Origin of the sequence: Roseibium sp. HPY-6 (assembly GCF_040530035.1) — a bacterium.
In the GTDB taxonomy this organism is placed as follows: domain Bacteria; phylum Pseudomonadota; class Alphaproteobacteria; order Rhizobiales; family Stappiaceae; genus Roseibium.
Genome location: NZ_JBEWCD010000002.1, coordinates 286,681 through 311,705 on the forward strand (window position 1 = coordinate 286,681; position 25,025 = coordinate 311,705).

Here is a 25,025-nt window from a genome sequence, read left to right on the forward strand (position 1 = left end):
CTTTGGTCAGGTGATCCCTACACTATTGTTCAAGCAACCCTATGAATCTGGGTCTGAGGAACGGAACGGGACGGAGAAACCGATAGTGTTAGGATCGCGCGCTTGGAATGCGGCGACTGCAATTGCAGCGTTTGCGGGTTTTATTTCTTTCACAAGTCTGGCTGCAGTGCCGGTGAATGCGGAAGAAGCTGAGTGGCACCATGCATCGGCGTTGAACGGCACTCCGAAATACGGACCCGACGTTACCCACTTCGATTACGTCAATCCGGATGCGCCCAAAGGCGGCACGGTGCGCCTGGCCAGCAGGGGCGGTTTCGATACGTTCAATTTCATATTGACCAAGGGCAACCCGGCACCGGGCATTCAGAACATCTATGAAAGCCTCATGGAGCCATCGCTCGATGAAGAAGACATCAGTGCGGCTTATGGCGTGCTCGCGGAGGCGGTGCGATTCCCGGACGACTATTCCTGGGTTGAATACCGCCTCAATCCCAACGCCAGATGGCACGACGGCGAGCCCGTTACGGCAGAGGACGTGATCTGGTCGTTTGAAAAGGCGATTGAGCTAAATCCGCAACGAAAATTCTACTTTCAGAATGTTGCCGAAACGGAAATCGTCGGCGACGGCGTCGTCCGCTTCACCTTCGATACCGCCGGCAACCGGGAGCTTCCCAAGATCATGGGACAGCTGGATATCCTGCCGAAGCACTGGTGGGAAGGCACGAACGACAAGGGCGAGAAGCGCGACATTTCGAAGGGAACGCTTGAGCCGCCGCTTGGATCCGGCCAGTACCGGATCAAGGATTTTTCTCCGAACCGCAATGTGATTTACGAGCGCGTTGACGACTATTGGGGCAAGGACCTGCCGATCAGGGCCGGGACCGGGAACTTCGACGAGCTTCGTTATATCCTCTTTCTCGATGATGCCGTTCAGTTCGAAGCCTTCAAGGGTGACCAGTATGACTATCACCTGGAGCGGAGCTCCAGTCAGTGGGCAAAACGTTACGACTTTCCGGCGATAGAAGACGGACGTGTGGTCAAGGAAATTTTCATCGACAAGTCGTCCGGCGTGATGCAGGGATTCTTTTTGAACCTGCGCCGGGACAAGTTCAAAAATCCCGATGTGCGCAGGGCTTTGAACTACGCCTACGATTTTGAGACCACCAACGAGATCGTTTCGGCAAATCTCCTGAAGCGGATCAATTCCTATTTTGCCGGGACGGATCTTGCCTCGTCCGGACTGCCGGAAGGCAAGGAACTGGAAATCCTGGAAGAGGTCAGGGACCAGGTTCCGCCTGAAGTCTTTACCGAAGAATTCAAAAACCCGGTTGGCGGAAATCCGCGTAACGTGCGCGCCAACCTGCGCGAAGCGGTGAAATTGTTCAACAAAGCGGGATTTGAATTCAAGGACCGCAAGATGATCGATCCGGCGACCGGCGAGCAGCTCAGCATCGAATTTCTTTACCGGGACAAGGCCAGCGAACGCACGCTTCTGCCCTACGCCAAGAACCTTGAAAGCATCGGCATCAAACCGATCTTGCGTCTCATCGATACGTCTCAGTTCATCAACCGCATCCGCAGCCGGGATTTCGACGCAACGACGCTCGCAATCGGGCAGTCCCTGTCGCCCGGCAACGAGCAGAGGGAATACTGGGGATCTGAAGCTGCCGACAACCCGAGTTCCGCCAATTACATGGGCATTAAGAACCCGGCGATCGATCACCTGATCGACAAGGTCATTTTTGCAAAGGACAGGGATACGCTGGTCGCGGCAACGCGGGCACTCGACCGCGTTCTTTTGTGGAACCACTATCTGGTACCGCAGTTTTACACCGGTGAAACGCGGACAGCCCGCTGGAACCGGTTTGCGCATCCGGAAAACATGCCGGAGTTTTCAACAGGCTTCCCGTCGATCTGGTGGTACGATCAGGATCTGGCTGAAAAGACGGGAGCTGCGAGATGAATACCTTTTCAAGGCCGTCGCGCCGGAAACTCCTGAAATTGACCGGTGCCGCCGCGCTCGCTGCATCCACGCCGCTCGTTCCCAGCGCAGCCTTCGCCGGAGGGGGGCCGGTTCCCGGCAAGCCGCGTCATGGTCTCTCCGTGTTCGGTGACCTGAAATACGGACCGGATTTCACGCATTTCGACTATGTCAATCCGGACGCGCCGAAGGGTGGCAGGTTCATCTTTCAAGCGCCTTACTGGTACTACAACCAGAACAGCCTGACCTATAACACCTTCAATGCATTCATTTTGAAGGGCGACGCGCCGCCGCGCATGGAACTGTGTTTCGACACGTTGATGGTTCGCGCCTATGACGAGCCCGATGCGATGTACGGCCTGCTCGCGGAAACGGTCGAGATCTCCGAAGATGGCAATACCTATACGTTCAATCTCAGACCCGAAGCCCGCTTTCACGACGGATCCAAACTGACGGCCGAAGACGTTGCGTTTTCGCTGATGCTTCTTAAGGCGGACGGACATCCGCAAATCAGCCAGAACATCCAGGAGCTTCTGGATGCGGAAATTCTGGATGAATACCGCGTCGCTCTCCAGTTTTCGGGAAAACAGTCCCGTCAACTGCCGCTGCTGATCGCCGCGCTGCCGATTTTCTCCAAAAGGTACTACACCGCTTACGATTTCAGTCAGAGCACACTGACGGCCCCACTTTCATCGGGAGCCTACAAGGTCGGCAAGCATGCCGTGGGCAGGTTTGTGGAGTACCACAAGGTCCAGGACTATTGGGGGAACGATCTGCCGGTCCTGAAGGGACAGAAAAACTTTGACGTTGTCAGGGTCGATTTCTATCGCGATCTCCAGATCTCGTTTGAGGCTTTCAAGAAGGGGGAGATGACCTACAGGGAAGAATTCCGGTCGAAAATCTGGGCGACCGAATACAATTTCCCTGCAGCCGAGGACAAGCGCGTCGTCAAAAAGAATTTTCCCGACGGGCGTCCGTCAGGCGCTCAGGGCTGGTTCATCAACACGCGGCGGGAGAAGTTCAAGGATCCGCGCGTCCGCAGAGCGCTCAGCTACGCATTTGATTTCGAATGGTCCAACAAGAACCTGTTTTTCGATCTTTATGAGCGAACGCAGTCCTTTTTTGAGAATTCCGAAATGAAGGCGACGGGGCTGCCAACGCCGGAGGAACTGGCGCTCCTCGAGCCCTTCCGCGATCAGCTGCCTGAAAGCGTCTTTGAGGAAGCCTATATCCAGCCGGTCAGCAACGGCTCGGGTTTTGACCGCAACCTGTTGCGCGAGGCGAGTCAACTCTTTTCAGACGCAGGATACAAACGTCAGGGTACAGAGCTTGTCGGACCGGACGGAAAGCAGCTCACCATCGAGTTTCTCAACAATTCGCCGGCCTTCGAACGGATCCTCAATCCCTATATCAAGAACCTTGAGCGGCTCGGCATCAAGGCGACCTTCAGGTTGGTCGACGCGGCGCAATACCAGTCACGGCTGAACGACTACGATTTCGACATTTGCTCGCGCCGCTACTCTTTGAACGCAACGCTTTCCGAAGCCATCCGGACATCCTGGGGCTCTGCCGCGGCAAAGACGCCGGGCACCTATAACATCGCCGGTATCGCGGATCCGGTTGTTGATGCCTTGATCGACAAGGCTCTTGAAGCAGATACCCGGGCAGAAATGAACGTTGCCGCCCGTTCGCTCGACAGGGTCTTGCGGTCCGGCCACTACTGGGTGCCGCAATGGTTCAAACCTGTTCACAACGTCGCGGTCTGGGACATCTTCGGTCATCCAGACATAACGCCGCCTTATTTCTTTCCTGTTGAAGATCTCTGGTGGATAGACCAGGAAAAGGCAGAAAAACTCGGCAAAGCCGGGTAATCTTCCAAAAGATACCTGAGCCCGTTCCAGAAGGCCTAGACAAAGAAAAGGGAACGCACGAACCCCATGGGTGCCTATATCCTTCGCCGTTTGCTGTTGATGATACCGACACTTGTCGGGATCATGGCGGTCAACTTCATGATCGTTCAGTTTGCTCCCGGCGGGCCGGTCGAAAGGGTCATCGCGCAGCTGCAGGGTACGGATGTTTCCGCGACCTCGCGGATCAGTGGCGGTGGCAATGATTTTGTCGGGGCTAGCAACGACACGTCCGGCGGCACGGGCTCGGCGGCCGACAGCGTCACGTCGAAGTATCGCGGCGCCCAGGGGCTCGATCCGGAATTCATCAAGCAACTGGAAGAGCAATTCGGGTTTGACAAGCCGCCGCTCGAACGATTCCTGATACTTCTCTGGAACTATGCGCGCTTCGATTTTGGGGAAAGTTATTTTCGCGACATCAAGATCATAGATCTGATTGCCGAAAAACTACCGGTCTCCATCTCACTCGGACTTTGGATGACGCTGATATCGTACCTTGTGTCGATCCCGCTCGGTATTCGCAAGGCGGTGTCCGACGGCTCGCGATTCGATGTATGGACGTCGGGCGTGATCGTTGTCGGGTATGCGATACCCGGGTTTCTCTTCGCCGTTCTCCTGATTGTCCTGTTTGCAGGCGGCTCCTTCTGGGACATTTTTCCGCTGCGCGGTCTGACATCGGACAATTGGGCGGAGTTGTCCTGGCCGGAGCGCATTGTCGACTATTTCTGGCACCTGGCACTGCCGCTGACGGCCATGGTTCTGTCCGCGTTCGCAACGACGACGTTGCTGACAAAGAACTCCTTTCTTGATGAAATCCGAAAGCAGTACGTGGTCACCGCCCGCGCGAAAGGGCTTACGGAAAAGCAGGTTCTCTACGGCCACGTCTTCCGCAACGCCATGTTGATCGTGGTTGCCGGCTTTCCGGGGGCGTTCATCTCGGCCTTTTTCGCCGGCTCATTGTTGATTGAAACGGTGTTCACGCTCGACGGACTGGGTCTGCTCGGATTTGAATCCATCCTCAACCGCGACTACGCCGTCGTTTTTGCGACAGCCTATATCTTCGGACTGATGGCACTGGTCATCGGCCTGATTTCGGACCTCACCTACACCTGGATTGATCCGCGGATCGATTTTGAGAGCAGGGAGGTCTGAGCGATGGATTCGCAAACGCAGGACAATCTCGAAAGCGGCGGTTACGACGCCTATAATCCATTGCCTGAGGAAACCGCGCCGCCGCCGACATTCATGCAGATGGCGCCGATCAATCAGCGGCGTCTGGCAAACTTCAAGGCAAACAAGCGCGGTTACTGGTCGCTCTGGATTTTCCTGGTTCTGTTTGTACTGGCGCTGCTTGCCAACTTTCTGGCGAATGACCGACCGATCCTGGTGTATTTCAAGGGTGACCTGCTGGTACCTGCGCTGATTGATTATCCTGAAGACAGGTTCAGTGACGATCCGTTCGCCTTTCCGGTGACCGACTATCGCGACCCGTTCATTCAGGAGATCATCGAAGAAAACGGTTGGATGATCTGGCCACCGGTTCGCTACAACTTCAAAACGGTGAACAGGGAAATACCGGTCACGGCACCAGCGCCACCCTCATGGACGATGGACAAGGAAACGCGGTGTGCCCGCTATCCGCTGGGGGCCGACGATCCAAACTGCATCATAGGCAACTGGAACTGGCTTGGAACGGACGACCAGGCGCGTGACGTTCTGGCGCGCGTTATCTACGGGTTCCGTGTGTCGGTACTTTTTGGTCTGAGCCTGACACTCGCGTCCTCCGTCATTGGCATCGCGGCCGGTGCGGTCCAGGGCTACTATGGCGGGATGGTAGACCTTCTGTCCCAGCGGTTTATCGAAATATGGACGGCCGTTCCTTCGCTCTATCTCATACTGATCGTGTCGTCGTTCCTGGTTCCCGGCTTCTGGACGCTGTTCACGATCCTGCTTGCCTTTTCTTGGGTGGCGCTTGTGGGAGTCGTGCGCGCGGAGTTTCTCCGCGGCCGGAATTTTGAATACATATCGGCAGCCAGAGCGCTTGGCGTGTCAAATCCGGTGATCATGTGGCGGCACCTGCTGCCGAACGCGATGGTTGCCACGCTCACCTTCATGCCGTTCATTTTGAACGGCTCGATCTCAACCCTCACAGCGCTCGATTTCCTTGGCTTCGGTTTGCCACCGGGATCGGCCTCACTCGGCGAATTGCTGGCCCAGGGTAAGAACAACCTCGGAGCGCCCTGGCTCGGGATCACCGGATTTGTGGTGATTTCCCTGATGCTCAGCCTTTTGATCTTTATCGGCGAAGCCGTGCGTGATGCCTTCGATCCGCGCAAGAGCCTGGCGTGAGGACGGCCGCATGACCAACAACACGCTCGTTTCCGTAAAAGACCTGTCCGTTGTCTTCACGCAAGGCGGCAATCAGACGGTGGCTGTCGACAAGATTTCCTTCGACATCAAGAAGGGTGAAACCGTTTCGCTCGTGGGCGAAAGCGGGTCGGGGAAGTCAGTGTCTGCCCTGTCGATCCTCAAGCTTTTGCCATATCCGGCGGCATCCCATCCGTCCGGTGAGATCCTTCTGGACGGCACGGACATGCTGGCGGCTTCGGACAGCGAGATGCGAAAAATCCGCGGCAACACCGTCTCCATGATCTTTCAGGAGCCGATGACATCGCTCAATCCGCTCCACACTGTCGAAAGACAGATTTCAGAGATCCTGAAAATACACCGTGGGATGGGCGACACGCAGGCGCGTCAGCGCGTTCTGGAACTGCTCAACCAGGTTGGCATCCGGGAAGCCGAAAAACGCCTGAATTCCTATCCCCACCAGCTTTCGGGCGGGCAGCGTCAGCGCGTCATGATCGCCATGGCACTCGCCAACGAACCGGACCTTCTGATCGCCGATGAACCGACAACGGCGCTCGACGTGACGGTTCAGGCACAGATACTCGAGCTTTTGAAAGAATTGCAGCGCCAGCAGGGCATGGCGATGCTCTTTATCACGCACGATCTCGGTATCGTCAGGAAGTTTTCCGACCGCGTCTGCGTCATGACGGAAGGTAAGATCGTCGAACAGGGCGCTGTTGCAGACATATTCGAACATCCGACGCATGACTACACGAAGCACCTGCTCGCGGCAGAACCCAAGGGAGAACCTCCGGAGGGCGACGACACCAAACCCATCGTCGTGCAGGCGGATGATCTGAAGGTCTGGTTTCCGGTCAAACGGGGCTTTCTGCGCAGGACTGTTGACCATATCAAGGCCGTCGATGGCATAGATATCAAGGTCAGACAGGGCCAGACGCTCGGCATCGTCGGTGAAAGCGGCTCGGGCAAAACAACTCTTGGCCTCGCCATATTGCGCATGATTTCGTCAACGGGCCGCATTGCGTTCTATGGTGAGGAAATTCAGAAAAACTCCTGGAAACAGATGCGTCCGCTGCGGCGTGACATGCAGATTGTGTTTCAGGATCCCTTTGGTGCGCTATCGCCGCGCATGTCCGTCTCGGATATCGTCGGCGAGGGGCTCAAGGTCCATTTTCCCGGGATCACAGCTGAGGAAAGGGATCGCAAGGTTGCAAACGCTCTGATCGAGGTTGGATTGGATGCCTCGACCCGGCACCGCTACCCGCACGAATTTTCAGGCGGACAGCGCCAGCGGATCTCGATTGCGCGTGCGATGGTTCTGGAACCGAAATTCGTGATGCTGGACGAGCCGACGTCTGCGCTCGACATGAGCGTGCAGGCCCAGGTGGTCGACCTTTTGCGGGATCTTCAGAAGGCACACGGCCTGGCGTATCTGTTCATCTCACATGATCTGAAAGTGGTTCGCGCCCTTGCCAACGAGGTGATCGTCATGCGGCAAGGGAAGGTCGTGGAATCGGGGTCGGCGGAACGTATTTTCGATGCGCCGCAAACGGATTACACCCGTGCACTCATGGCCGCCGCGTTCCGTCTGGAAACAGCACCTGAAGGCGTGGTGAATGCCTGAGCAGGGCGTCCCGGTCCCGTCAAACGCCGCTTAAAGGTCAGCCAACCCAGCAGGTTGCGAAGAACCCGTTCTTTTCCTGGTCCTTGCCGATGGATCGCCGGGTCTTGAAGCCGATCAATCCATCCGCGCCGCCGACATCGTGGCCAAGGCCCTCCAGCCGAACCTGAAGGTTCCGCACGGCACCCCTTGTGGTGTCTTTCATCGGCTTCCAGTCCGCAACGAAAGCCTTGTTGCTGCCGTAACGGTCGGCGAGATGGCCGACAAACAGCGCGTATGTGTCGCTCTCATTGTATTCCTTCAGCACATAGAAGTTGTTCGTCGCAATGAAGGCAGGACCATATCGCCCGGCGGGCAGGAGAATGTTGCCGGGCTGGTTGAGTTCGTTGCCGGGAAACGGTTTGCCGCTGACCCGCTTCACGCCCTCTCTCACAAATTTTGAGATCTTTTGCCGGTTGTCCGGTCCCTCGCGCGTGCAGGAGATGTTCTCCGGCAGGAAGACCTCGTAACCCCAGTCGCGCCCCTTTTTCCAGCCGTGGGCGGCAAGGTAGTTGGCGATCGACGCCATCGTATCGACTTGCGACGTCCAGATATTGCGCTTGCCGTCACCATCGAAATCGACCGCGTATTTCAGGTAGGAGGACGGCAGAAACTGTGGCTGCCCCATTGCACCGCCCCAGGAGCTTCTCATGGCACGGCGGGATACGTCACCATTCTGCAAAATCTTCAGAGCGGATATGAGCTCGCCTTTGAAGAAGTCGGCGCGTTGACCCATGAAGGCCTGTGTTGCCAGAACACGAAGGGCGTCGTGCGGGATCTTGGCGCCGCCGTAACCGGACTCCCTTGCCCAGATCGCTAGAATGATGCGTTTGGGAACGCCGTACTTTGCCTCAATTCTCTGGAGTGTGGCTGCATGCTTCTGCATCAGACGCCGGCCACCGGGAACCAGGGAATTGAATTGGCTGTCCCGGAAATAGCGCTGCGGCGAGCGGAACTCGGCCTGAAAATTGACCTTCGGCGGCGCACCCTTGCCGCCGGGGCCAACCAGACCGGGCAGGGACGTATCGGGCGTCAGGCCGGCGAGTTCCCGGTCGAGCGTTCCCTGCGAAATGCCGGCGCGCTTTGCGGCTGGTACGACATCATTGGCAAGGAATTGCCGGAACTGGGCATCGTATTTACCGGCATGTGAGGCGATCGGTTGTGCGACGACCGCAAGCAGCGCTCCGGCAATGATAGACGTCAGACCCTTGATCACGGCAGGCTCCCGAGCAATTCCATTCGCGCAACACTACCATGTTCGCGCGAGGAGGCCGACTGAACTCAGACTTCTATCCAGTGCAAATCCTGCCCGGCACCGGTCGTCAGCCAGTCTTTATCGAACCTGTACAAGCTGCCGCCACGCGCCTGATCGTGCGACCGGGAGATCGAAACACCCATGAGATGGCACATCAGCAGCGTCCCGGCAGCGCCGTGGCCGGTAAAGAGCACAGGCACATCTTGGTCAATGCCGGTGAGGACATCCTGCACACCGCCGACGATGCGCTGTTGAGCGTCAATGGCGCGCTCCCAGCCTCGGACAGAAGTTGCCGGGTCTGCGAAGAAACGATCAGCTGTCTGCTCGAATTCGTCCGGTGGCAGAAAGCCTGTCGCGGACCGGTCATTTTCATGCAGGTCCTCCCTGATCCGGGGCTCCAGCGAGAGCTTGGCGGCAAAGTACCGGGCTGTTTCGATCGCTTTGGTTTCGCCGCTTGAGACGATGGCACCAATCTCGTTTGCGAAAGGCAGAGCCGTTGCCTGCTCGGCCCGAGCATGTCCGACCGGTGATAGTCCCCACTGTGGCACAGGCACGCCGGGGTCCACATTGACTTCAGGATGGGTCAGGTAAACGCACCAGGTCATCAGACGCGGTTCTCCAGCCAGCCGGTAATCAGTTCATAGGCAATCGAAATCGAAGGCGGGATCCTGTGTTCTTCCGGGTGCGTGCCGTCGAGCATTTGCCTTACTTCCGCGCGGTCGCACCATTTGCAGGCCTCCAGCTCGTCATCTGCGATTTCAATATCAAGTGACGTTGCCGTGCCAATGCAGCCGAGCATCAGGTTCGCGGGAAACGGCCAGGGCTGGTTGGAAACGAGAGATACGTCACCAACCCTGATCCTGCTTTCTTCGAAGACTTCGCGGCGCACCGCGTCCTCTATGGTCTCGCCTGGTTCCATGAAGCCGGCAAGGGTCGTGTAGACACCTTCCGGCAAACGGGCCGGACGTCCGAGCAAGGCTTTGTCCTCGTGGGTGATCAGCATGATGACGCAAGGATCGGTGCGTGGAAAATGCGCTGCGCCGCATGACGGGCAGTCCCGTCGGTATCCCGCCTCGGCCATGACGGTTTTCGCGCCGCAACGTGAGCACATCGGGTGCGTCCGGTGCCAATGGATCAGGGCCCGGGCCTGGGCGAGCGCGCTCAGGTCTTCGGCAGAAAAAGCGTTTTGCAGGGCGAGATTTCTGAGTTCCTGAACCAACAGGTCCGGATGTTCTGACAATTCTTCGTCGCTGCGCGGCAGGGTCGTTGCAAAGAGAGGCTGACCGGTGTCTGGCCGGAGACCAAGAAACACCATCTCGTCGGGCGAAGCACCCAGCTTCAGCGCCGAAGTGAGCGTGTGACCGATATGCGGATTTTCGCTCTTTTCAAAGACAAGCGTCTTGTCGGTCGAGAGAACAATCCGTGTGTCTGATCGTTCCAGCAGCGTTTTGAGATAGGCGGTATTGCCGCGCCGTTCCGACTGCCTGTCGAGAGTGTTGGCAATAAAGCTCATCTCCATTGCCTGGAGACTGGCGGCCGCTGCGCGCATGCTGAGATCCTTGAAAGAATATGGCAGGTCGTATTTGCGCCGGACTTTAGGGCGGTGCGCAGGGTGTGTCCAGCAAGGCCCAGTCAGAGTTCGGATGCAATTGCGTCCCGCAACCGGCCGATCAGGGTGTCGGCCTGCTCAGTCTGATAGTCTTCCCGCGGAACCGTACCCCAGATCGGGCCGGGCCAGGCCTTGTCGCTGCGAAAGCGGGCAATGACGTGGACATGAAGCTGAGACACCTGATTGCCGAGCGCTCCGACATTCAGCTTTTCGCAGTCGGTCACGGATCGCAAGAGCCGGCTCATCAGCGCAATTTCTCTCATGAGCTGCTGTTGGTCGGCATCGCTGAGATCAATGATTTCAACCAGGTCGGGCTTCTGTGGCACAAGCAGTAGCCATGGATAGTTTGCGTCCTTCATGAGCCGGACCGTCGATAGCGTAAGGTCGGCAACAAAAAGGCTGTCGCCTTCGAGGCGGGGATTGAGGGCAAAGGAAGACATGTTGGGCGAACCGCTTTGCTGATAAGTTTCTTCTGGCCCCTGCAAGGCAGCGCCCAGATTGCATTCGGTGAGCATATGGGTAGATTGCTGGAGAAGCGATCCTGTTTTTCGCGCGTCCTCGCGCTTACTCTCTTTCTTGCAGCGGATTTATCATGTCCTTGGAAATGCTCTTGAGTTTCGCACTTGTCGCAGGTCTTCTCGTGATGTCGCCCGGTCCCAACGGCGTTCTGATCGCAAAAACCGTACCGACCTCCGGACGTTTGGCGGCAGGTTCGAACATCGGTGGTTTTGTAGCCGCCTTCTTCCTGCACGGAACATTGTCGGTGCTGGGCATCTCGGTAATCCTGGTGCACTCTTCGGAAGCCTTTTTTGTCGTGAAAATGATCGGTGCCGCGTACCTGATCTGGATCGGGCTGAAAGCTTTGAAGGATGCTTTTTCGGGAAAGATAATTGCTGCGCCTGTGGCACCTGCCAGGCGGCGGCGCACGATGGTCCGGGCATTCGGCGAGGGTTTTCTGACAAATGCGCTGAACCCGAAGGTTTCAATGTTTTATCTTGCTGCTTTCCCGCAGTTTATCCCGGCAGGCGAAGGTGCGGTGGCGGCCGCGTTTTTGCTGGTTGGCCTCCATTCACTGATAAATGTTCTGTGGTTCGGCGCGATGGTTTTTCTGCTCGCCCGGCTCTCGAAAGCGGCGGGCAGTCCCTCTTTTCAGCGCTGGTTGAAAGGCGTGACGGGATTGGTATTCATGGGCTTTGGCCTGAAGTTAGCGACCCTGCGGCCCTAACTGCAGGCATTTTCCGAGAAAGAAAAAAAGCCCGTGTTGGCTCTTGCCAAACCCCAGGGGGCATCTGATATAAGGCGCTCGGGAGGTTGGTGGTGGACGAGCCACTCGCCAACCGGGTCAGGTCCGGAAGGAAGCAGCCCTAACGAGCCTCGGCACGGGTCGCCGTGCCAGCCTCCCACCCTAAAATCAGCGTTATGTTTCGAACACCGCCCGGTCTCGCGCGGTGTTTTTTTGTTTGCGCTTTTCACGATGCGAATGAAACTTCAAAAAACAAAGATTGACAATTTGGTACATTGGTACCAAGGTAGTGTTTATGAGTAAATCTGTTGAACGAATCCAAACGGGCGTTCGTCTCGAAAAGCGGCTCTTGAAGGTATTGAAGGGTCTCGCCGAACATTTGGACCTTTCGCTGGGGGACCTTCTGGAAGGCATGGCGTTGCATTGCTTCGAAAACAAACCGCCGTTTTCCGAAGAGACGCTTCTCAAGATCGAGCAGTTGAAAAGCGTCTACGAGCTCGATCTGGGCGCGTCCGACAGTCATAAATTGAAGGATCAGGCTGATGAAAACTGAGCCGCGGAACTATATCGACTTGACCGATCAATTCGAGGCTCGTGTGCTGGATGCGCAGTCCTTCACACACCGGGATCACATCGGTGTCGCTTGCCAAATGCTTCAAAGATATGACTTCCTGGATGCTGCTGCACGCTATGGCAGTGCGTTGAAGGACATTGCCGCAAAGGCTGGCGCTACCGGCAAGTTCAACACAACGGTGACACTCGCTTTTCTTGGAATTTTGGCTGAACGCATGGAAGTCACCGCCCATGAAAATTTCGATGAGTTTCTGGTTCGGAATCCGGATCTGTTCTCACGATCGCTCATGGACACCTGGTACTCTGGAGAACGTGTTTCGAGCGCGGCGGCCAGGCACGTATTCCTGATGCCCGACAGGTTCAAAGCCAACGCGCCCGCAGCAGGATAATCTCGCTTCGATTTCACAGAAAAACGTTCATAAGCCGTCCCCATTTTTGAAAAAGTCGTTATGGTGCGGCTCATGGATGAGTCAGGTTTTCCCAGCGACGACGCACTGTTGCCCGACACCGCCGGGAGCGCTGCCTCCGGTGAGCAGAACCGGGGCGACGCTTATCGTGTGCTTGCGCGCAAGTACCGACCGGAGACCTTCGAGGATCTGGTCGGGCAGGAACCAATGGTGCAGACGCTGGAAAACGCGTTTGAGACCGGCCGGATTGCGCAGGCGTGGATGCTGACGGGTGTACGCGGTGTCGGCAAGACCACCACCGCCCGCATCCTCGCGCGCGGCCTGAACTACGAATTACCGGGTGAAGTCGACAAGCCGACCGTGAAACTTGAGCGGGAAGGCTCACATTGCCGGGCCATTATGGAAGGCCGCCATGTCGACGTGATCGAGATGGACGCCGCCTCCCACACGGGTATCAATGACATACGCGAAATCATCGATGCGGCGCGGTACCGGCCGGCGACTGCCCGCTACAAGGTCTATATCATCGACGAAGTCCACATGCTGTCCAATGCGGCCTTCAACGGGCTTTTGAAGACGCTGGAAGAGCCGCCGGAACATGTGAAATTCATCTTCGCGACCACCGAAATCCGCAAAGTCCCCATCACGGTACTGTCGCGCTGTCAAAGGTTCGACCTGAGGCGGATCGAGCAATCGAAGCTGATTGGTCTGCTACGCAGGATCTCGGATGCGGAAAACATCCGGATATCCGACGAAGCCCTGCTGCTTATTGCCCGCGCAGGCGAAGGATCTGCACGTGATTCCCTGTCCCTGCTCGATCAGGCCATGGCGCGTGCGACGGGCGCGGTTGAAGCGGACGACCTGCGTCAGATGCTCGGCCTGGCGGATAGGGCCCGCGTGATCGAACTCTTTGCGCACCTCATGTCCGGGCGGATCGAAGAAGCGCTCGGAGAGCTGCAGGCTCAGTACGAGGTCGGTGCGGATCCGGCAATCGTTTTGACCGATCTTGCGGACTTCACCCATCTGGTAACCCGCATGAAGGTCGCGCCGAAATCGGCCGACGAAGCATCTGTCACGGAGGCTGAACGCGTGCGCGGCCGCGAATTTGCGGAAGCCATCTCCGTTCGCCTGCTCTCGCGTGCCTGGCAGATCCTTCTGAAAGGTGTTCAGGAGGTGCAGTCCGCCTCCAAGCCGCTGGCAGCGGCCGACATGGTGCTGGTACGTCTCGCCTATGCGGCTGACCTGCCGGACCCGGGCAAGCTGCTTGCCCAGGTCCGAAAGGGAGAAAACCCGATCGCAGCTGGGTCCGCTTCGGGAAGCGCCGGAGCAAATCCGCCGGGTGGAGGCCACCAGGCGATGGCCGTGGGCATGCCGCAAAACGCGAGCGGTGGCAATCCTGGAGAGAGCAGCGGCGGTCCTGTGATGCAAGGCGGAGCCAGGCCTCAGCTGGCGGCAATCCAGGGCGGAGTGCCGGCGCAGCGCGCGGAACCGGAAGTGGCGCCCCGGCCGCAGATACCGGAAGAGCCGGTATATGCGCTCAAGAACCTTCACGACTGCGTGGCCCTTGCCTCCGAAAAGCGCGACATACCGATGAAGGTTGCTATCCAGCGGCAGATGCGGCTGGTCAAATTCGAGCCGGGCAAAATCGAGATACAGCCGACCGAAGACGCCCCTGCGGACATCGCCGGCGAGTTCGGCCGCAAACTTACCGAATGGACTGGCCAGCGCTGGTTCGTTGTCGTGTCGCGTGAGCACGGCCGGCCGACCATTCACGAGGAACAGGAAGCCAACCAGCAGCAGCTTTTGTCGGACGCAAGATCACATCCGACCGTTGCAGCATTGCTGGCTCAGTTCCCGGGGGCAAAGGTGGTGGACGTCAAGGTTCAGGTGACGGAAGAAGACGAAGCTGCTCTGGCCGATCCGATGCTCACCGACCCGTTGCTGAATGAAGCCTTGGGTGACGACGAAGACGATTGATCGAAACGCGTTGTTCTTCTAAACGCAAGTCCCAGATAATAGACACGCGGCGCATGTCGCCGAATTGACTTTAAGGAGAGATCCCATGGACTTCCTCAAGATGATGAAGCAGGCCAAAGAGATGCAGGAGCAAATGGGCTCGCTGCAGGAGCAGATTATCGATATCGAGGTCGAGGGTGTCGCCGGCGCCGGTCTTGTGAAGGTGACGCTCAACGGTAAAAGCGATCTGAAAGGCTTGAAGATCGATCCCTCGCTGTTGAAGGAAGACGAAGGCGAGATCCTGGAAGACCTGATCATGGCGGCGCACACTGATGCGCGCGCGAAGGTCGAAATGGCGATCCAGGAAAAGACCCAGGAACTCATGGGCGGCCTTGGCCTTCCGGCTGGCATGAAGCTCCCGTTCTGATAGCGGATACAGGCAGGCATCCATGGCGCAACGCGGTGTAGCGGGACCGGAAATTGAGCGGCTTATCCAGTTGCTTGCCAAGCTGCCCGGATTGGGCCCGCGCTCTGCGCGCCGTGCGGCACTGCACCTGATCAAGAAAAAAGATCAGCTTCTCGTTCCACTGTCCGAAGCGATGGGCGTTGCCGTGAGTGAAATCGGCATCTGCTCGACATGCGGCACGGTTGACACATGCGATCCTTGCACGATCTGCGCGGACCCCAAGCGCGACGAGACAGTGCTTGTTGTTGTCGAGGACGTTGCCGACCTTTGGGCGCTGGAACGCGCCGGGGCAGTAAAAGCGCGCTATCACGTCCTCGGTGGTACGCTGTCACCGCTTGACGGTGTCGGCCCGGAAGACCTCAACCTTGCCTCGCTTGTCGATCGCTGCAGCACTAGTGATTTCGAGGAGGTCATCCTTGCCATCAGTGCGACCGTTGAGGGCCAGACGACGGCCCATTACATCATGGACCAGCTGTCGCCAATCGGCGTCAATGTCACAAAGCTCGCCCACGGCGTTCCCGTCGGCGGCGAACTCGACTATCTCGACGAGGGCACGCTCGCCCAGGCGTTGAAGGCGCGCACACGGTTTTAAGTCTCTTCTATATCAGGCGCGCGCTTCAGGCAGAGAGCTCGCTTTGCCAAGATACCAAAAATTTAAAGCTCGTACGTTATTCTCGCGAAATCGATTTTTGAAACAATTGAACTTTCCCAGATTTGCGCAAAGAGACGCTGCCCTCTTTTCTAGAAATGGTGTGGTTCCAAACAACAAAGACCTGAGCATAACAACACGGTTGACTGGTGCCTGTGATACTAGCTGGAAAAATGATAGCAAGAAAGATAATTGCCGCTATTGCATGTGCTCTTTTTGGTGCAATTTTACTTATATTTTTTAATTATTTAGCCATCATTCCGGTGATGATCATGAACTACAAAGTCTTCTCTGGAATTGATGGAAGAGCCGAAGAGAGGCTGTATTTAAATTTGGGTTGGTTTGTTTTTTTGAATATCGCTTTTGTCCTGATTATCTATGCGGCTCTCTATATGGTGAACCGGTCGACCATGGTCGAAGCGCTTGCATCGCTTTCAGATTATGCGATTACAAAAACAGCGTTCCAGCGGGCAATTGAGGAAATGGACCGGATCCCGTTACCTTTTGTCCGCACGACACTGATGCATACGCTGATTTTGCTTGCATTTGCAGTTTCGCTTCCAGCATTGTTTTGGAACATCGGCAACTATCATGCAGCGTGCTCGAAGATATTTTTGGTGTCCAAGACGTTTACACGTCAGGCCATTGCCAACGTCTATCTCATATCGGGCTTTCTCATTTTGCTTTTCCTGCTTTTGGGGTTCTTGGGATTGGGACGGACAACGGGACGTCATGCGGTCGGATCGCTCGGTGCTTATGGCAGCGTTATGATATGGCCTTCATTGCTATTAGCCTTATCCTCTATGTGGTTTTGCGCCCGTTTGAATTCGATCAGACTTGATCAAGAAGAGGCCGAGTCGGAGAAAGTCAGCCAACAGCCTGTCGAATAGAAGGTGTGGTGACACTGAATTCGGAGCCCTCCGGTTCTGAGCGTATTACCGCTTGTCTGATCCCCACCCTTGCACCGCCATCCCGTCGCACCTATCTCGAGCCGGTTGATCACAAAGACTTGAAGGTTTCATGTTCCAAGCCGCTTCCCGCGCCATGTCGCAGGTGTTCGAGCCGCCGTTCCGAAAAATTTTCCTGAAAATGCTGGGTTTTACCCTCGCGATCCTCATCGTGATCTGGCTCGCACTGCAGGGCATCGTCAGCCATTTCCTGGGTGTTGCGGCAAATGAGTGGGGCGACGGCAGTGCTTGGATCAGCTGGACGGAATGGTCGATCTCTCTCCTCACGGGTATCGGCGCGGTCTTCGTTCTCGGCTTTCTGATCGCTCCGATTTCGGCGCTGTTGGCTGGCCTTTTCCAGGACGATATTGCGGATATCGTGGACACCCGGAGCTATCCGGGTGACCGGCCGGGAACCGCCCTGCCGTTGTCCAAATCACTGGTTCAGACGATCAAGTTCACCGGTGTCGTGATTGTCGGCAACATATTTGCGTTGCTTCTGCTCCTGGTGCCGGGCGTCAACCTGGTCGCCTTCTTTGTTGTGAACGGCTATTTGCTTGGACGCGAGTTTTTCGAATTCGCTGCGATGCGGTTCATGCCGCCTGCTGAGGCAAGGGCCTTCAGGAGGGCCAGGGCCGGCACGGTTTTCATGGGTGGCTTGATCATCGCCTGTCTGCTGGCGGTGCCGATCCTCAATCTTGTAACGCCCATCTTCGCGACCATCTTCATGCTGCACCTCTACAAGAGACTTGCATCCGGGGCGGCGATCTGACGAACTGCCACCGCCGGGCGTGCTGATTTGTGCGCAAGCCCGCCGGAGGAAGACAATGCAGGAATTGTTGCTGGAAATCGCCGAGGCGGCTGCGGGCAGTCCGGACAAAGGCAATGTTGCCACCTATATTCCAGAACTTGCCGGGGTCGATCCGGACCAGTTTGGGATTGCCGTCGCGCTCGAAGATGGACGCCTCTTTACCGCCGGAGACTCGGATGTCCCGTTTTCCATCCAGTCGGTCTCCAAGGTTTTCGCGCTGGCTCTTGCACTGGGCCGGGTCGGGGATCAGCTTTGGTACCGCGTGGGGCGGGAACCGTCCGGACTGTCCTTCGATTCCATTCTTCTGCTTGAGCGCGAAGACGGTATTCCACGCAATCCCTTCATCAATGCCGGCGCATTGGTGACGACGGATACCTATCTTGCAGAATCCAATCCGCGCGAGGCCCTTGGAGAGCTTCTGCGGTTTATCCGTGCCGCGGCCGACGACGACAGCATTCATATCAATGAACGGGTGGCGCAATCGGAGATCGCAACGGGTCACCGCAATTTTTCACTCGCGCATTATCTGGCGTCGCACGGCAACATGCGCTCTGCAGTGGACAAGGTGCTTGGCACCTATTGCCATCAATGCGCAATCGAGATGACTTGCCGTCAACTGGCGCTTGCCGGACGGTTTTTGATCGATGCGGACGACATGCCGCCTCTGGTCGCGGTACAGCGCCGGCGTCGAATCAACGCGCTCATGATGACCTGCGGCCACTACGACGGCTCCGGCGATTTCGCGTTTCGCGTCGGGCTTCCGGGGAAAAGCGGCGTTGGCGGTGGCATACTGGTGATCTCGCCGGGACGGGCGTCAATCGCGGTCTGGTCACCGGGGCTCAACCGCTACGGAAACTCCAAACTGGGCACGGAAGCGATGGAAACCTTCGCAAAGCGTCTTGGATGGTCCGTGTTCGGCTGATCGTGCCGCTGGCCAGACAGCTATGTTTGCTTGCGCATGTCAGTCCAACGCTTCACCGCGGCTATTAGTCCTCCTCGTCGGCAGCCAGCAGGCCAGATTTGAACAGCATTCCCGCGGCCGCCCCTCCAATGAGTGGTGCGATGATGAATAGCCAGACTTGCGCCAACGCTGCCGGATTATTGCCCGCACCCACAATTGCCGGGCCGAGAGACCGAGCCGGATTGACCGAGACGCCGGTGACATTGATGCCGACGATATGAATGACAACAAGTGTCAGACCGATAGCCAATCCAGCGAGATGAGAAGGCGCGCCTTTTTGCGTGACACCGAGAATGCATACAAGAAAGAGGAACGTCGCCACGATTTCGAAAACGAGTGCGGACAAGAGATTGTATTGGCCAAGATAGCCTGCACCCCAGCCGTTCTGGCCGAGGCTGCCATCCCAACCGCTTGCCTTGCCGCTCAAGATGAGCGCCAGAACCATCGCGCCTGCCAAGGCTCCAAGAACCTGCGCGATCCAATAAGTGATCATCTCTCCAGCGGGCATCCGTCCGGCGAGGAATACGCCAAGGCTGACGGCAGGATTGATGTGGCACCCGGAGATCATGCCTATCCCGTAGGCCATGGCGACGATCGACAAACCGAATGCAAAGGCTATCCCAAGGACATCGATCGAGGTCGCCCCGGTGCCCATGCCGGCAATAACGGCAGCGCCGCAACCGAAAAGAACAAGTGTGAAAGTACCAATGAATTCCGCGATTGCCTTCTTCATATGCCCAGCCTCCTGTTGCGCGGGAACTCGGCCCGGGTCTCCCGCAAGAACGGTGACGTATACGAGAGTTGCGTAAATTTGCTCGGTTGAAAAGCTCGGGGCATTGTGCGTTGCGGTAGTGAAACGCCGCGTGTGTGGCAGTTTTGGTCTGTGGGCGGTAAAGTAACTTTCCAGATTCTCCTTTTTGATGTTTTGACGCGGCGCCTTCTTGGCGCTAGAACCTTTCTAGACAACGCACTGATTTCCTTACGTTTGCGTAAGCGTAAGGTCGCGTCGTACGGGAGAGGAATTCCATGTCGAATGCCGATATGCGGGGCAATCGCCCGCTGTCACCCCATCTTCAGATTTACAAGCCGATTCTGACGATGGTCATGTCGATCCTGCACCGCATCACGGGTGCGGCGCTTTATTTCGGGACGATTCTCCTGGCATGGTGGTTGATCGCCGCGGCCGCAGGCCCGTCCTACTTTGACTTTGTCAACGGCATATATGGGTCCTTCTTCGGCCGCCTGATTCTCTTCGGGTTCACCTGGGCACTGGTGCACCACATGCTGGGCGGTCTGCGTCATTTCATCTGGGACATGGGCGCGGGGTTCGGCAAGGACGCCCGCGAGTGGCTCGCGAAAGCCACGATCATTGGATCCGTTTCCATCACGCTGATCCTCTGGATCATCGGCTACATGGTTCGCTAAGGAGAGTGTCATGACAGATATGCGCACACCCCTCAACAAGGTTCGCGGACTGGGCTCGGCCAAGGAAGGCACGGATCATTTCTGGAAACAGCGGGTCACGGCTGTAGCCAATGTTGTCCTGATCAGCTTCTTCGTGATCCTGGTGATTTCGATGCAGGGATCCAGCCACAGCGACGTGATCGACACGCTTAAAAACCCGCTGGTCTCGATCATCTTCCTGTTGGTGATCCTGTCCGGCGTCTACCACATGAAGCTCGGCATGCAGGTGATCATCGAGGATTACATCCACGGTGAAGGCCTCAAGTTCCTGACCCTGATGGCGAACACCTTTTTCTGCGCCTTTATCGGCTTCGGCTGCATCTTTGCAGTGCTCAAGATTGGCTTTGGAGGCTAACCCGGATGGCCAAAACCTATGAATTCGTCGACCACACCTACGACGTGGTTGTTGTCGGTGCGGGCGGCGCGGGACTGCGCGCGACACTCGGCATGGCCGAACAGGGGCTGAGAACAGCCTGTATCACCAAAGTCTTCCCGACCCGTTCGCATACGGTGGCGGCGCAGGGCGGTATCGCTGCGTCGCTGAAAAACATGACGCCGGACTGCTGGGAATGGCACATGTACGACACCGTCAAGGGGTCCGATTGGCTCGGTGACACCGATGCCATGGAATACCTGGCACGCGAGGCGCCCAAGGCGGTCTACGAACTCGAACACTATGGTGTCCCGTTTTCGCGCACCGAAGAAGGCAAGATTTACCAGCGCCCCTTCGGCGGCCATATGCAGAACTACGGCGAAGGTCCCCCCGTTCAGCGCACCTGCGCCGCGGCCGACCGGACCGGTCACGCCATCCTGCACACGCTTTACGGCCAGTCGCTACGCCACAATGCGGAATTCTATATCGAATATTTCGCACTCGACCTGATCATGTCGGAAGATGGTGCCTGCCAGGGTGTGATCGCATGGAACCTCGATGACGGAACGATCCACCGCTTCGCTGCCAAGATGGTCGTTCTGGCCACTGGCGGTTATGGCCGCGCCTATTTCTCGGCGACTTCAGCACACACGTGTACCGGCGATGGTGGCGGCATGGTTGCCCGCGCCGGCCTGCCGCTTCAGGACATGGAATTTGTCCAGTTCCACCCGACAGGGATTTACGGCTCCGGCTGTCTGATCACCGAAGGCGCACGCGGCGAGGGTGGCTATCTGGTCAATTCCGAAGGCGAGCGTTTCATGGAACGCTATGCACCATCGGCCAAGGACCTGGCCTCGCGTGATGTGGTTTCGCGCTGCATGACGATGGAGATCCGCGAAGGCCGCGGCGTCGGAAAATCCGGCGACCATATCTTCCTGCATCTCGATCACCTCGATCCGGCGCTGCTGGCCGAGCGTCTCCCGGGCATTTCGGAGAGCGCCAGGATCTTTGCCGGTGTTGACGTCACCAAGGACCCGATCCCGGTTCTGCCGACGGTTCACTACAATATGGGTGGTGTGCCAACCAACTACTGGGGTGAGGTCCTGAACGCCGACGCAAAGAACCCGAACCGTATTCAGCAAGGCTTGATGGCCGTTGGCGAGGCAGGCTGCGCTTCCGTCCACGGTGCGAACCGTCTTGGCTCCAATTCGCTGATCGACCTGGTTGTCTTCGGCCGCGCGGCCGCGATCAAGGCCGGTGAGGTTGTCGACCCGAAGGAGGCAACGCCTGCCCCCAACGAAGCGTCCTGCGAAAAGATCATGGACCACTTCGACAAATTGCGGAATGCAAATGGCTCCATTCCGACGGCGGATCTGCGCGACAAGATGCAACGCGCCATGCAGGAAGACGCTGCCGTTTTCCGCACGCAGGAGAGCCTGGAAGCGGGCTGCAAGCGCCTGTCTGAAATCTGGGGTGAGATGAAAGACATCAAGGTGTCTGACCGCTCGATGATCTGGAATTCCGATCTCGTGGAAACGCTCGAGCTTGAAAACCTGATGGCCAACGCGATCACCACCGTCTACGGCGCTGAAGCGCGCAAGGAGAGCCGCGGCGCGCACGCCCGTGAAGACTTCAAGGACGGTCCGTTCTCCGGCCGCGACGACGAGAACTGGCGCAAGCATACGCTTGCCTGGGTCAACGATGAAGGCGACGTCAAGCTGGACTACCGTCCCGTCGTGCTCGATCCGCTGACCACCTTCGACGAGGGCGGGATCGACCCGAAAAAGATCGCGCCGAAAGCGCGCGTCTACTAAGGAGCTCGGATGGTGAGCGAGGCCGCGGCACATCTGGATACGAGAAGCCCGTTCGGCACCTATCCGGCTGAACGGATGGTTCGCGCTGCGTGGCGCCTCGCGGATCGCCACGATCTCTCCAGAGGTCTGCGCAAACGTATCCGGTCTCTGGTCGCAAGGTTCTTCAAGGGGCCTTATGACCTTGAAGCCGATGGTCTGAAATTCCGGATTTACCCCGGTGAGAACTACGACGACCGGAAGATCCTCGCCAAGGGCCGCCTTCCGGAACGCGCCGAGCACACGTTGCTGGAACCACACCTGCAGGACGGCACCGTGTTTGTTGATGTCGGCGCGAACATTGGCTCCTACGCGGTCTTTGCCGCACGCCGCGGGGCCGAGGTTGTTGCGATCGAGGCCAATCCGCAGACCGCGCATAAGCTCAGCTACAATGTGCGCGCGAACGAATTGGACAATGTCACCGTCGTGAACTCGGCGGTCGGTCCCAAGGATGATTCGCTTCCGCTTTGGCATGAACCGAGCAATTGCGGCTTCGCCACTTTTGTGAAGGACCTGACAACGGGCGAATGGGCGAGTGACTGGTCGCCGACCTATGTGAACGTGCGTCCCCTGACTGCGATTGCTGATCAGCAGGGGCTGAAGCGGATCGACGTTCTGAAAGTGGATGTGGAAGGATTTGAGGACCGCGTGGTCCTGCCTTTCCTGAGACACGCGGACAAGCCGATGTGGCCCCGCGTGATCCTTCTTGAAACCAATTGCCGGCCCTATTGGTCCGAGGATTGCCTGCCTGAGCTGGCGAACCGCGGCTACGAGGTGACCGGCCGGACGAATGACAACATGGTCTTTGAGCTCACAGGCTGAGCGAAGAGACGGTACGGCCCAAATGCCCTGACCGGCAAACTGAAAGGGCCCAACGCGGAGCAGTAACGAGATGGTTCAGCTGACGCTTCCCCGGAACTCCACGGTGACGGAAGGCAAGGTGTGGGACAAGCCGGACGGCGCGACCAACCTGCGCGAATACCGGATCTATCGCTGGAACCCGGACGATGGCCGCAACCCGCGCGTCGATACGTATTTTATCGATGCCGACGATTGCGGACCGATGGTTCTCGATGGCCTCATCTACATCAAGAACAAGATCGATCCGACGCTGACGTTCCGGCGGTCCTGCCGGGAAGGCATCTGCGGGTCCTGCGCCATGAATATCGACGGCACCAACACCCTGGCCTGCACCAAGGGCATGGACGAAATTGCCGGCGACGTCGTCAAGATCTATCCGCTCCCGCACATGGCCGTGGTCAAGGATCTCGTGCCGGATCTAACGCGCTTTTACGCCCAGCACCGCTCCATTGAGCCCTGGCTGAAAACCGTGTCGCCGGCACCGGAAAAGGAATGGCTGCAGTCGCATGACGATCGCGTCAAGCTCGACGGTCTTTATGAATGCATTCTGTGTGCCTGCTGCTCAACCTCCTGCCCGAGCTACTGGTGGAACGGCGATCGTTACCTCGGCCCGGCCATCCTTCTGCAGGCCTATCGCTGGCTGATCGACAGCCGCGACGAAGCAACCGGTGAACGTCTCGACAATCTGGAAGACCCCTTCCGGCTCTATCGTTGCCACACCATCATGAACTGTTCCCAGGCCTGCCCGAAAGGGCTCAATCCGGCCAAGGCAATCGCCGAGATCAAGAAGATGATGGTGGAACGGCGGGTTTGAGCGCCGTCTGAAACTTGGCACTTGAAAAGGCTGTCCTTGGAGGCAGCCTTTTTTGGAGGGTAGTTTGGACCCGCAGATCGTAACTGAAATTCGCACCCGGTTGAGCGACCTCGAAACAAGGGAGAAAATCGCAATTCCTCTTGCCATCGAGAGTGGTAGCCGTGCCTGGGGATTTCCGTCGCCGGACAGCGACTATGATTGCCGGTTTGTTTATGTCCGGCGGCTTGAAAAGACCTTCACGTTGTTTCCGGTTCGCGATGTGATCGAAGAACCGTTGACCCCTGTTTTCGATATCAATGGATGGGATCTTGGCAAGGCGCTTCGGCTCATGCATTCGGGGAATGCCGTGATTGTCGAATGGCTGAAGTCGGTCTTTGCTTACAAAGAGCATGAGCCCTTCAGAGTTGCCGCATTGGAACTTGCGGACGAAGTGTGTGATCGCCGCCTGATCGGCAAGCACTACTACCATCTCGCCAAAGCGCAAATGACCAGGTTGGATTATCTGCGGGGTGAGGTATCTTTGAAAAAGACACTTTACGCGCTGCGGCCTTTGGCGGCACTGATGTGGCTTTCCGAGCATCCTGACAAGGCCGTTGCGCCTATGAATTTCCGGGAGTTGCAACGCGATGTCGAATTTCCCGATAGCGTATCGGAAAAAATTAATGCCTTGTTGGAACGGAAGGCAAGAAGTTCTGAAATGGGAACGGAGAAGCTCGAACCGACACTGTCCGAATTCATGCTGTCGTCCTACGAATCTTTTGAATCTTGGGCAGAAGCCGGCCAGCCAGATGAGCGAACCAAGCTTGAGATTGATGCTTTCTGGCGAACATGGACGACAAAACTCTCCTCTGACATCAACACGTGAAGTGAT

Annotated in this window: 25 protein-coding genes and 1 other RNA gene; 21 read left to right on the forward strand and 5 right to left on the reverse strand. The window is 57.3% G+C overall.

All coding sequences use genetic code 11. The features are described 5' to 3' along the window. The first annotated feature begins 85 nt into the window (after positions 1-85). The 5 genes from ABVF61_RS12745 (at position 86) to ABVF61_RS12765 (ending at position 7,879) form a co-directional block, all read left to right on the forward strand. A complete protein-coding gene (locus ABVF61_RS12745; protein ID WP_502949960.1) occupies positions 86-1,963 on the forward strand; it encodes an extracellular solute-binding protein in 1,878 nt (625 codons plus the stop codon). Next, the gene (locus tag ABVF61_RS12750) at positions 1,960-3,852 is read left to right on the forward strand and encodes an extracellular solute-binding protein (protein ID WP_353993933.1); all 1,893 of its coding nucleotides are present in this window, start codon (positions 1,960-1,962) and stop codon (positions 3,850-3,852) included. The genes ABVF61_RS12745 and ABVF61_RS12750 overlap by 4 nt, the downstream gene beginning before the upstream one ends. A gap of 66 nt (positions 3,853-3,918) precedes the next feature. Further along, positions 3,919-5,040 carry a microcin C ABC transporter permease YejB gene (locus ABVF61_RS12755; RefSeq protein WP_353993935.1) on the forward strand — a complete coding sequence of 374 codons (1,122 nt, stop codon included), beginning with the start codon at positions 3,919-3,921 and terminating at the stop codon, positions 5,038-5,040. Positions 5,041-5,133: 93 nt separating this feature from the next. Beyond that, the gene (locus ABVF61_RS12760) at positions 5,134-6,237 is read left to right on the forward strand and encodes an ABC transporter permease (RefSeq protein ID WP_502949996.1); all 1,104 of its coding nucleotides are present in this window, start codon (positions 5,134-5,136) and stop codon (positions 6,235-6,237) included. A gap of 10 nt (positions 6,238-6,247) precedes the next feature. Then, positions 6,248-7,879 carry an ABC transporter ATP-binding protein gene (locus ABVF61_RS12765; RefSeq protein ID WP_353993937.1) on the forward strand — a complete coding sequence of 544 codons (1,632 nt, stop codon included), beginning with the start codon at positions 6,248-6,250 and terminating at the stop codon, positions 7,877-7,879. Between the two features lie 37 nt (positions 7,880-7,916). Here the strand turns inward: ABVF61_RS12765 and ABVF61_RS12770 are convergent, their stop codons facing one another. The 4 genes from ABVF61_RS12770 to ABVF61_RS12785 form a co-directional block, all read right to left on the reverse strand. Next, positions 7,917-9,110, reverse strand: coding sequence for a lytic murein transglycosylase (locus ABVF61_RS12770; protein ID WP_502949997.1), 1,194 nt, complete (start codon positions 9,108-9,110; stop codon positions 7,917-7,919). An 86-nt stretch (positions 9,111-9,196) separates the two neighbouring features. Then, entirely contained in the window at positions 9,197-9,775 is a 579-nt protein-coding gene (locus tag ABVF61_RS12775) for a histidine phosphatase family protein (protein WP_353993939.1), read from the reverse strand. Then, a complete protein-coding gene (nudC, locus tag ABVF61_RS12780; protein WP_353993940.1) occupies positions 9,775-10,719 on the reverse strand; it encodes an NAD(+) diphosphatase in 945 nt (314 codons plus the stop codon). The genes ABVF61_RS12775 and nudC overlap by 1 nt, the downstream gene beginning before the upstream one ends. A gap of 83 nt (positions 10,720-10,802) precedes the next feature. Further along, positions 10,803-11,219 carry an HIT domain-containing protein gene (locus tag ABVF61_RS12785; protein ID WP_502949998.1) on the reverse strand — a complete coding sequence of 139 codons (417 nt, stop codon included), beginning with the start codon at positions 11,217-11,219 and terminating at the stop codon, positions 10,803-10,805. Between the two features lie 152 nt (positions 11,220-11,371). On the opposite strand from ABVF61_RS12785, the gene ABVF61_RS12790 reads away from it, so the two are divergent. The 10 genes from ABVF61_RS12790 to ABVF61_RS12835 all read left to right on the forward strand — a co-directional run bounded on the left by ABVF61_RS12790 (position 11,372) and on the right by ABVF61_RS12835 (position 18,753). After that, positions 11,372-12,004 carry a LysE family translocator gene (locus ABVF61_RS12790; RefSeq protein WP_353993942.1) on the forward strand — a complete coding sequence of 211 codons (633 nt, stop codon included), beginning with the start codon at positions 11,372-11,374 and terminating at the stop codon, positions 12,002-12,004. 81 nt (positions 12,005-12,085) lie between these two features. Beyond that, positions 12,086-12,183, forward strand: an RNA gene (gene ffs / locus ABVF61_RS12795) — signal recognition particle sRNA small type. A gap of 134 nt (positions 12,184-12,317) precedes the next feature. Then, positions 12,318-12,575, forward strand: a complete 258-nt coding sequence (locus tag ABVF61_RS12800; RefSeq protein WP_353993943.1) for a hypothetical protein — start codon at positions 12,318-12,320, stop codon at positions 12,573-12,575. Next, positions 12,565-12,984, forward strand: a complete 420-nt coding sequence (locus tag ABVF61_RS12805) for a hypothetical protein (RefSeq protein ID WP_353993944.1) — start codon at positions 12,565-12,567, stop codon at positions 12,982-12,984. The genes ABVF61_RS12800 and ABVF61_RS12805 overlap by 11 nt, the downstream gene beginning before the upstream one ends. 72 nt (positions 12,985-13,056) lie before the next feature. Beyond that, positions 13,057-14,979 (forward strand): DNA polymerase III subunit gamma/tau, encoded by a 1,923-nt coding sequence (locus ABVF61_RS12810; protein ID WP_353993945.1) that lies wholly within the window; start codon positions 13,057-13,059, stop codon positions 14,977-14,979. A gap of 85 nt (positions 14,980-15,064) precedes the next feature. Next, complete coding sequence (locus ABVF61_RS12815; protein WP_299476533.1) at positions 15,065-15,385, forward strand: YbaB/EbfC family nucleoid-associated protein; 321 nt, start codon at positions 15,065-15,067, stop codon at positions 15,383-15,385. Between the two features lie 22 nt (positions 15,386-15,407). Continuing rightward, positions 15,408-16,016 carry a recombination mediator RecR gene (gene recR, locus ABVF61_RS12820; RefSeq protein WP_353993946.1) on the forward strand — a complete coding sequence of 203 codons (609 nt, stop codon included), beginning with the start codon at positions 15,408-15,410 and terminating at the stop codon, positions 16,014-16,016. 206 nt (positions 16,017-16,222) lie between these two features. Beyond that, positions 16,223-16,963: a hypothetical protein gene (locus ABVF61_RS12825; RefSeq protein ID WP_353993947.1), complete on the forward strand. Its 741-nt coding sequence runs from the start codon at positions 16,223-16,225 to the stop codon at positions 16,961-16,963. Between the two features lie 130 nt (positions 16,964-17,093). Then, positions 17,094-17,792 (forward strand): sulfate transporter family protein, encoded by a 699-nt coding sequence (locus ABVF61_RS12830; protein WP_353993948.1) that lies wholly within the window; start codon positions 17,094-17,096, stop codon positions 17,790-17,792. 55 nt (positions 17,793-17,847) lie between these two features. Continuing rightward, positions 17,848-18,753 (forward strand): glutaminase, encoded by a 906-nt coding sequence (locus ABVF61_RS12835; RefSeq protein WP_353993949.1) that lies wholly within the window; start codon positions 17,848-17,850, stop codon positions 18,751-18,753. A 64-nt stretch (positions 18,754-18,817) separates the two neighbouring features. Here ABVF61_RS12835 and ABVF61_RS12840 read toward each other — a convergent pair whose 3' ends face one another. Next, positions 18,818-19,525: an MIP family channel protein gene (locus ABVF61_RS12840; RefSeq protein WP_353993950.1), complete on the reverse strand. Its 708-nt coding sequence runs from the start codon at positions 19,523-19,525 to the stop codon at positions 18,818-18,820. 293 nt (positions 19,526-19,818) lie between these two features. Here ABVF61_RS12840 and sdhC point away from each other — a divergent pair, with 293 nt between their 5' ends. The 6 genes from sdhC (at position 19,819) to ABVF61_RS12870 (ending at position 25,019) form a co-directional block, all read left to right on the forward strand. Beyond that, positions 19,819-20,217, forward strand: coding sequence for a succinate dehydrogenase, cytochrome b556 subunit (sdhC, locus tag ABVF61_RS12845; protein ID WP_299476521.1), 399 nt, complete (start codon positions 19,819-19,821; stop codon positions 20,215-20,217). 10 nt (positions 20,218-20,227) lie between these two features. Next, positions 20,228-20,611, forward strand: a complete 384-nt coding sequence (sdhD, locus tag ABVF61_RS12850) for a succinate dehydrogenase, hydrophobic membrane anchor protein (protein WP_353993951.1) — start codon at positions 20,228-20,230, stop codon at positions 20,609-20,611. Positions 20,612-20,616: 5 nt separating this feature from the next. Beyond that, the gene (sdhA, locus tag ABVF61_RS12855) at positions 20,617-22,443 is read left to right on the forward strand and encodes a succinate dehydrogenase flavoprotein subunit (RefSeq protein ID WP_353993952.1); all 1,827 of its coding nucleotides are present in this window, start codon (positions 20,617-20,619) and stop codon (positions 22,441-22,443) included. A gap of 9 nt (positions 22,444-22,452) precedes the next feature. Then, entirely contained in the window at positions 22,453-23,301 is an 849-nt protein-coding gene (locus ABVF61_RS12860) for an FkbM family methyltransferase (RefSeq protein ID WP_502949961.1), read from the forward strand. A gap of 70 nt (positions 23,302-23,371) precedes the next feature. Further along, a complete protein-coding gene (locus tag ABVF61_RS12865; protein ID WP_353993954.1) occupies positions 23,372-24,154 on the forward strand; it encodes a succinate dehydrogenase iron-sulfur subunit in 783 nt (260 codons plus the stop codon). Positions 24,155-24,218: 64 nt separating this feature from the next. After that, positions 24,219-25,019, forward strand: a complete 801-nt coding sequence (locus ABVF61_RS12870) for a nucleotidyltransferase domain-containing protein (protein ID WP_353993955.1) — start codon at positions 24,219-24,221, stop codon at positions 25,017-25,019. The last annotated feature ends 6 nt before the right edge of the window (positions 25,020-25,025 follow it).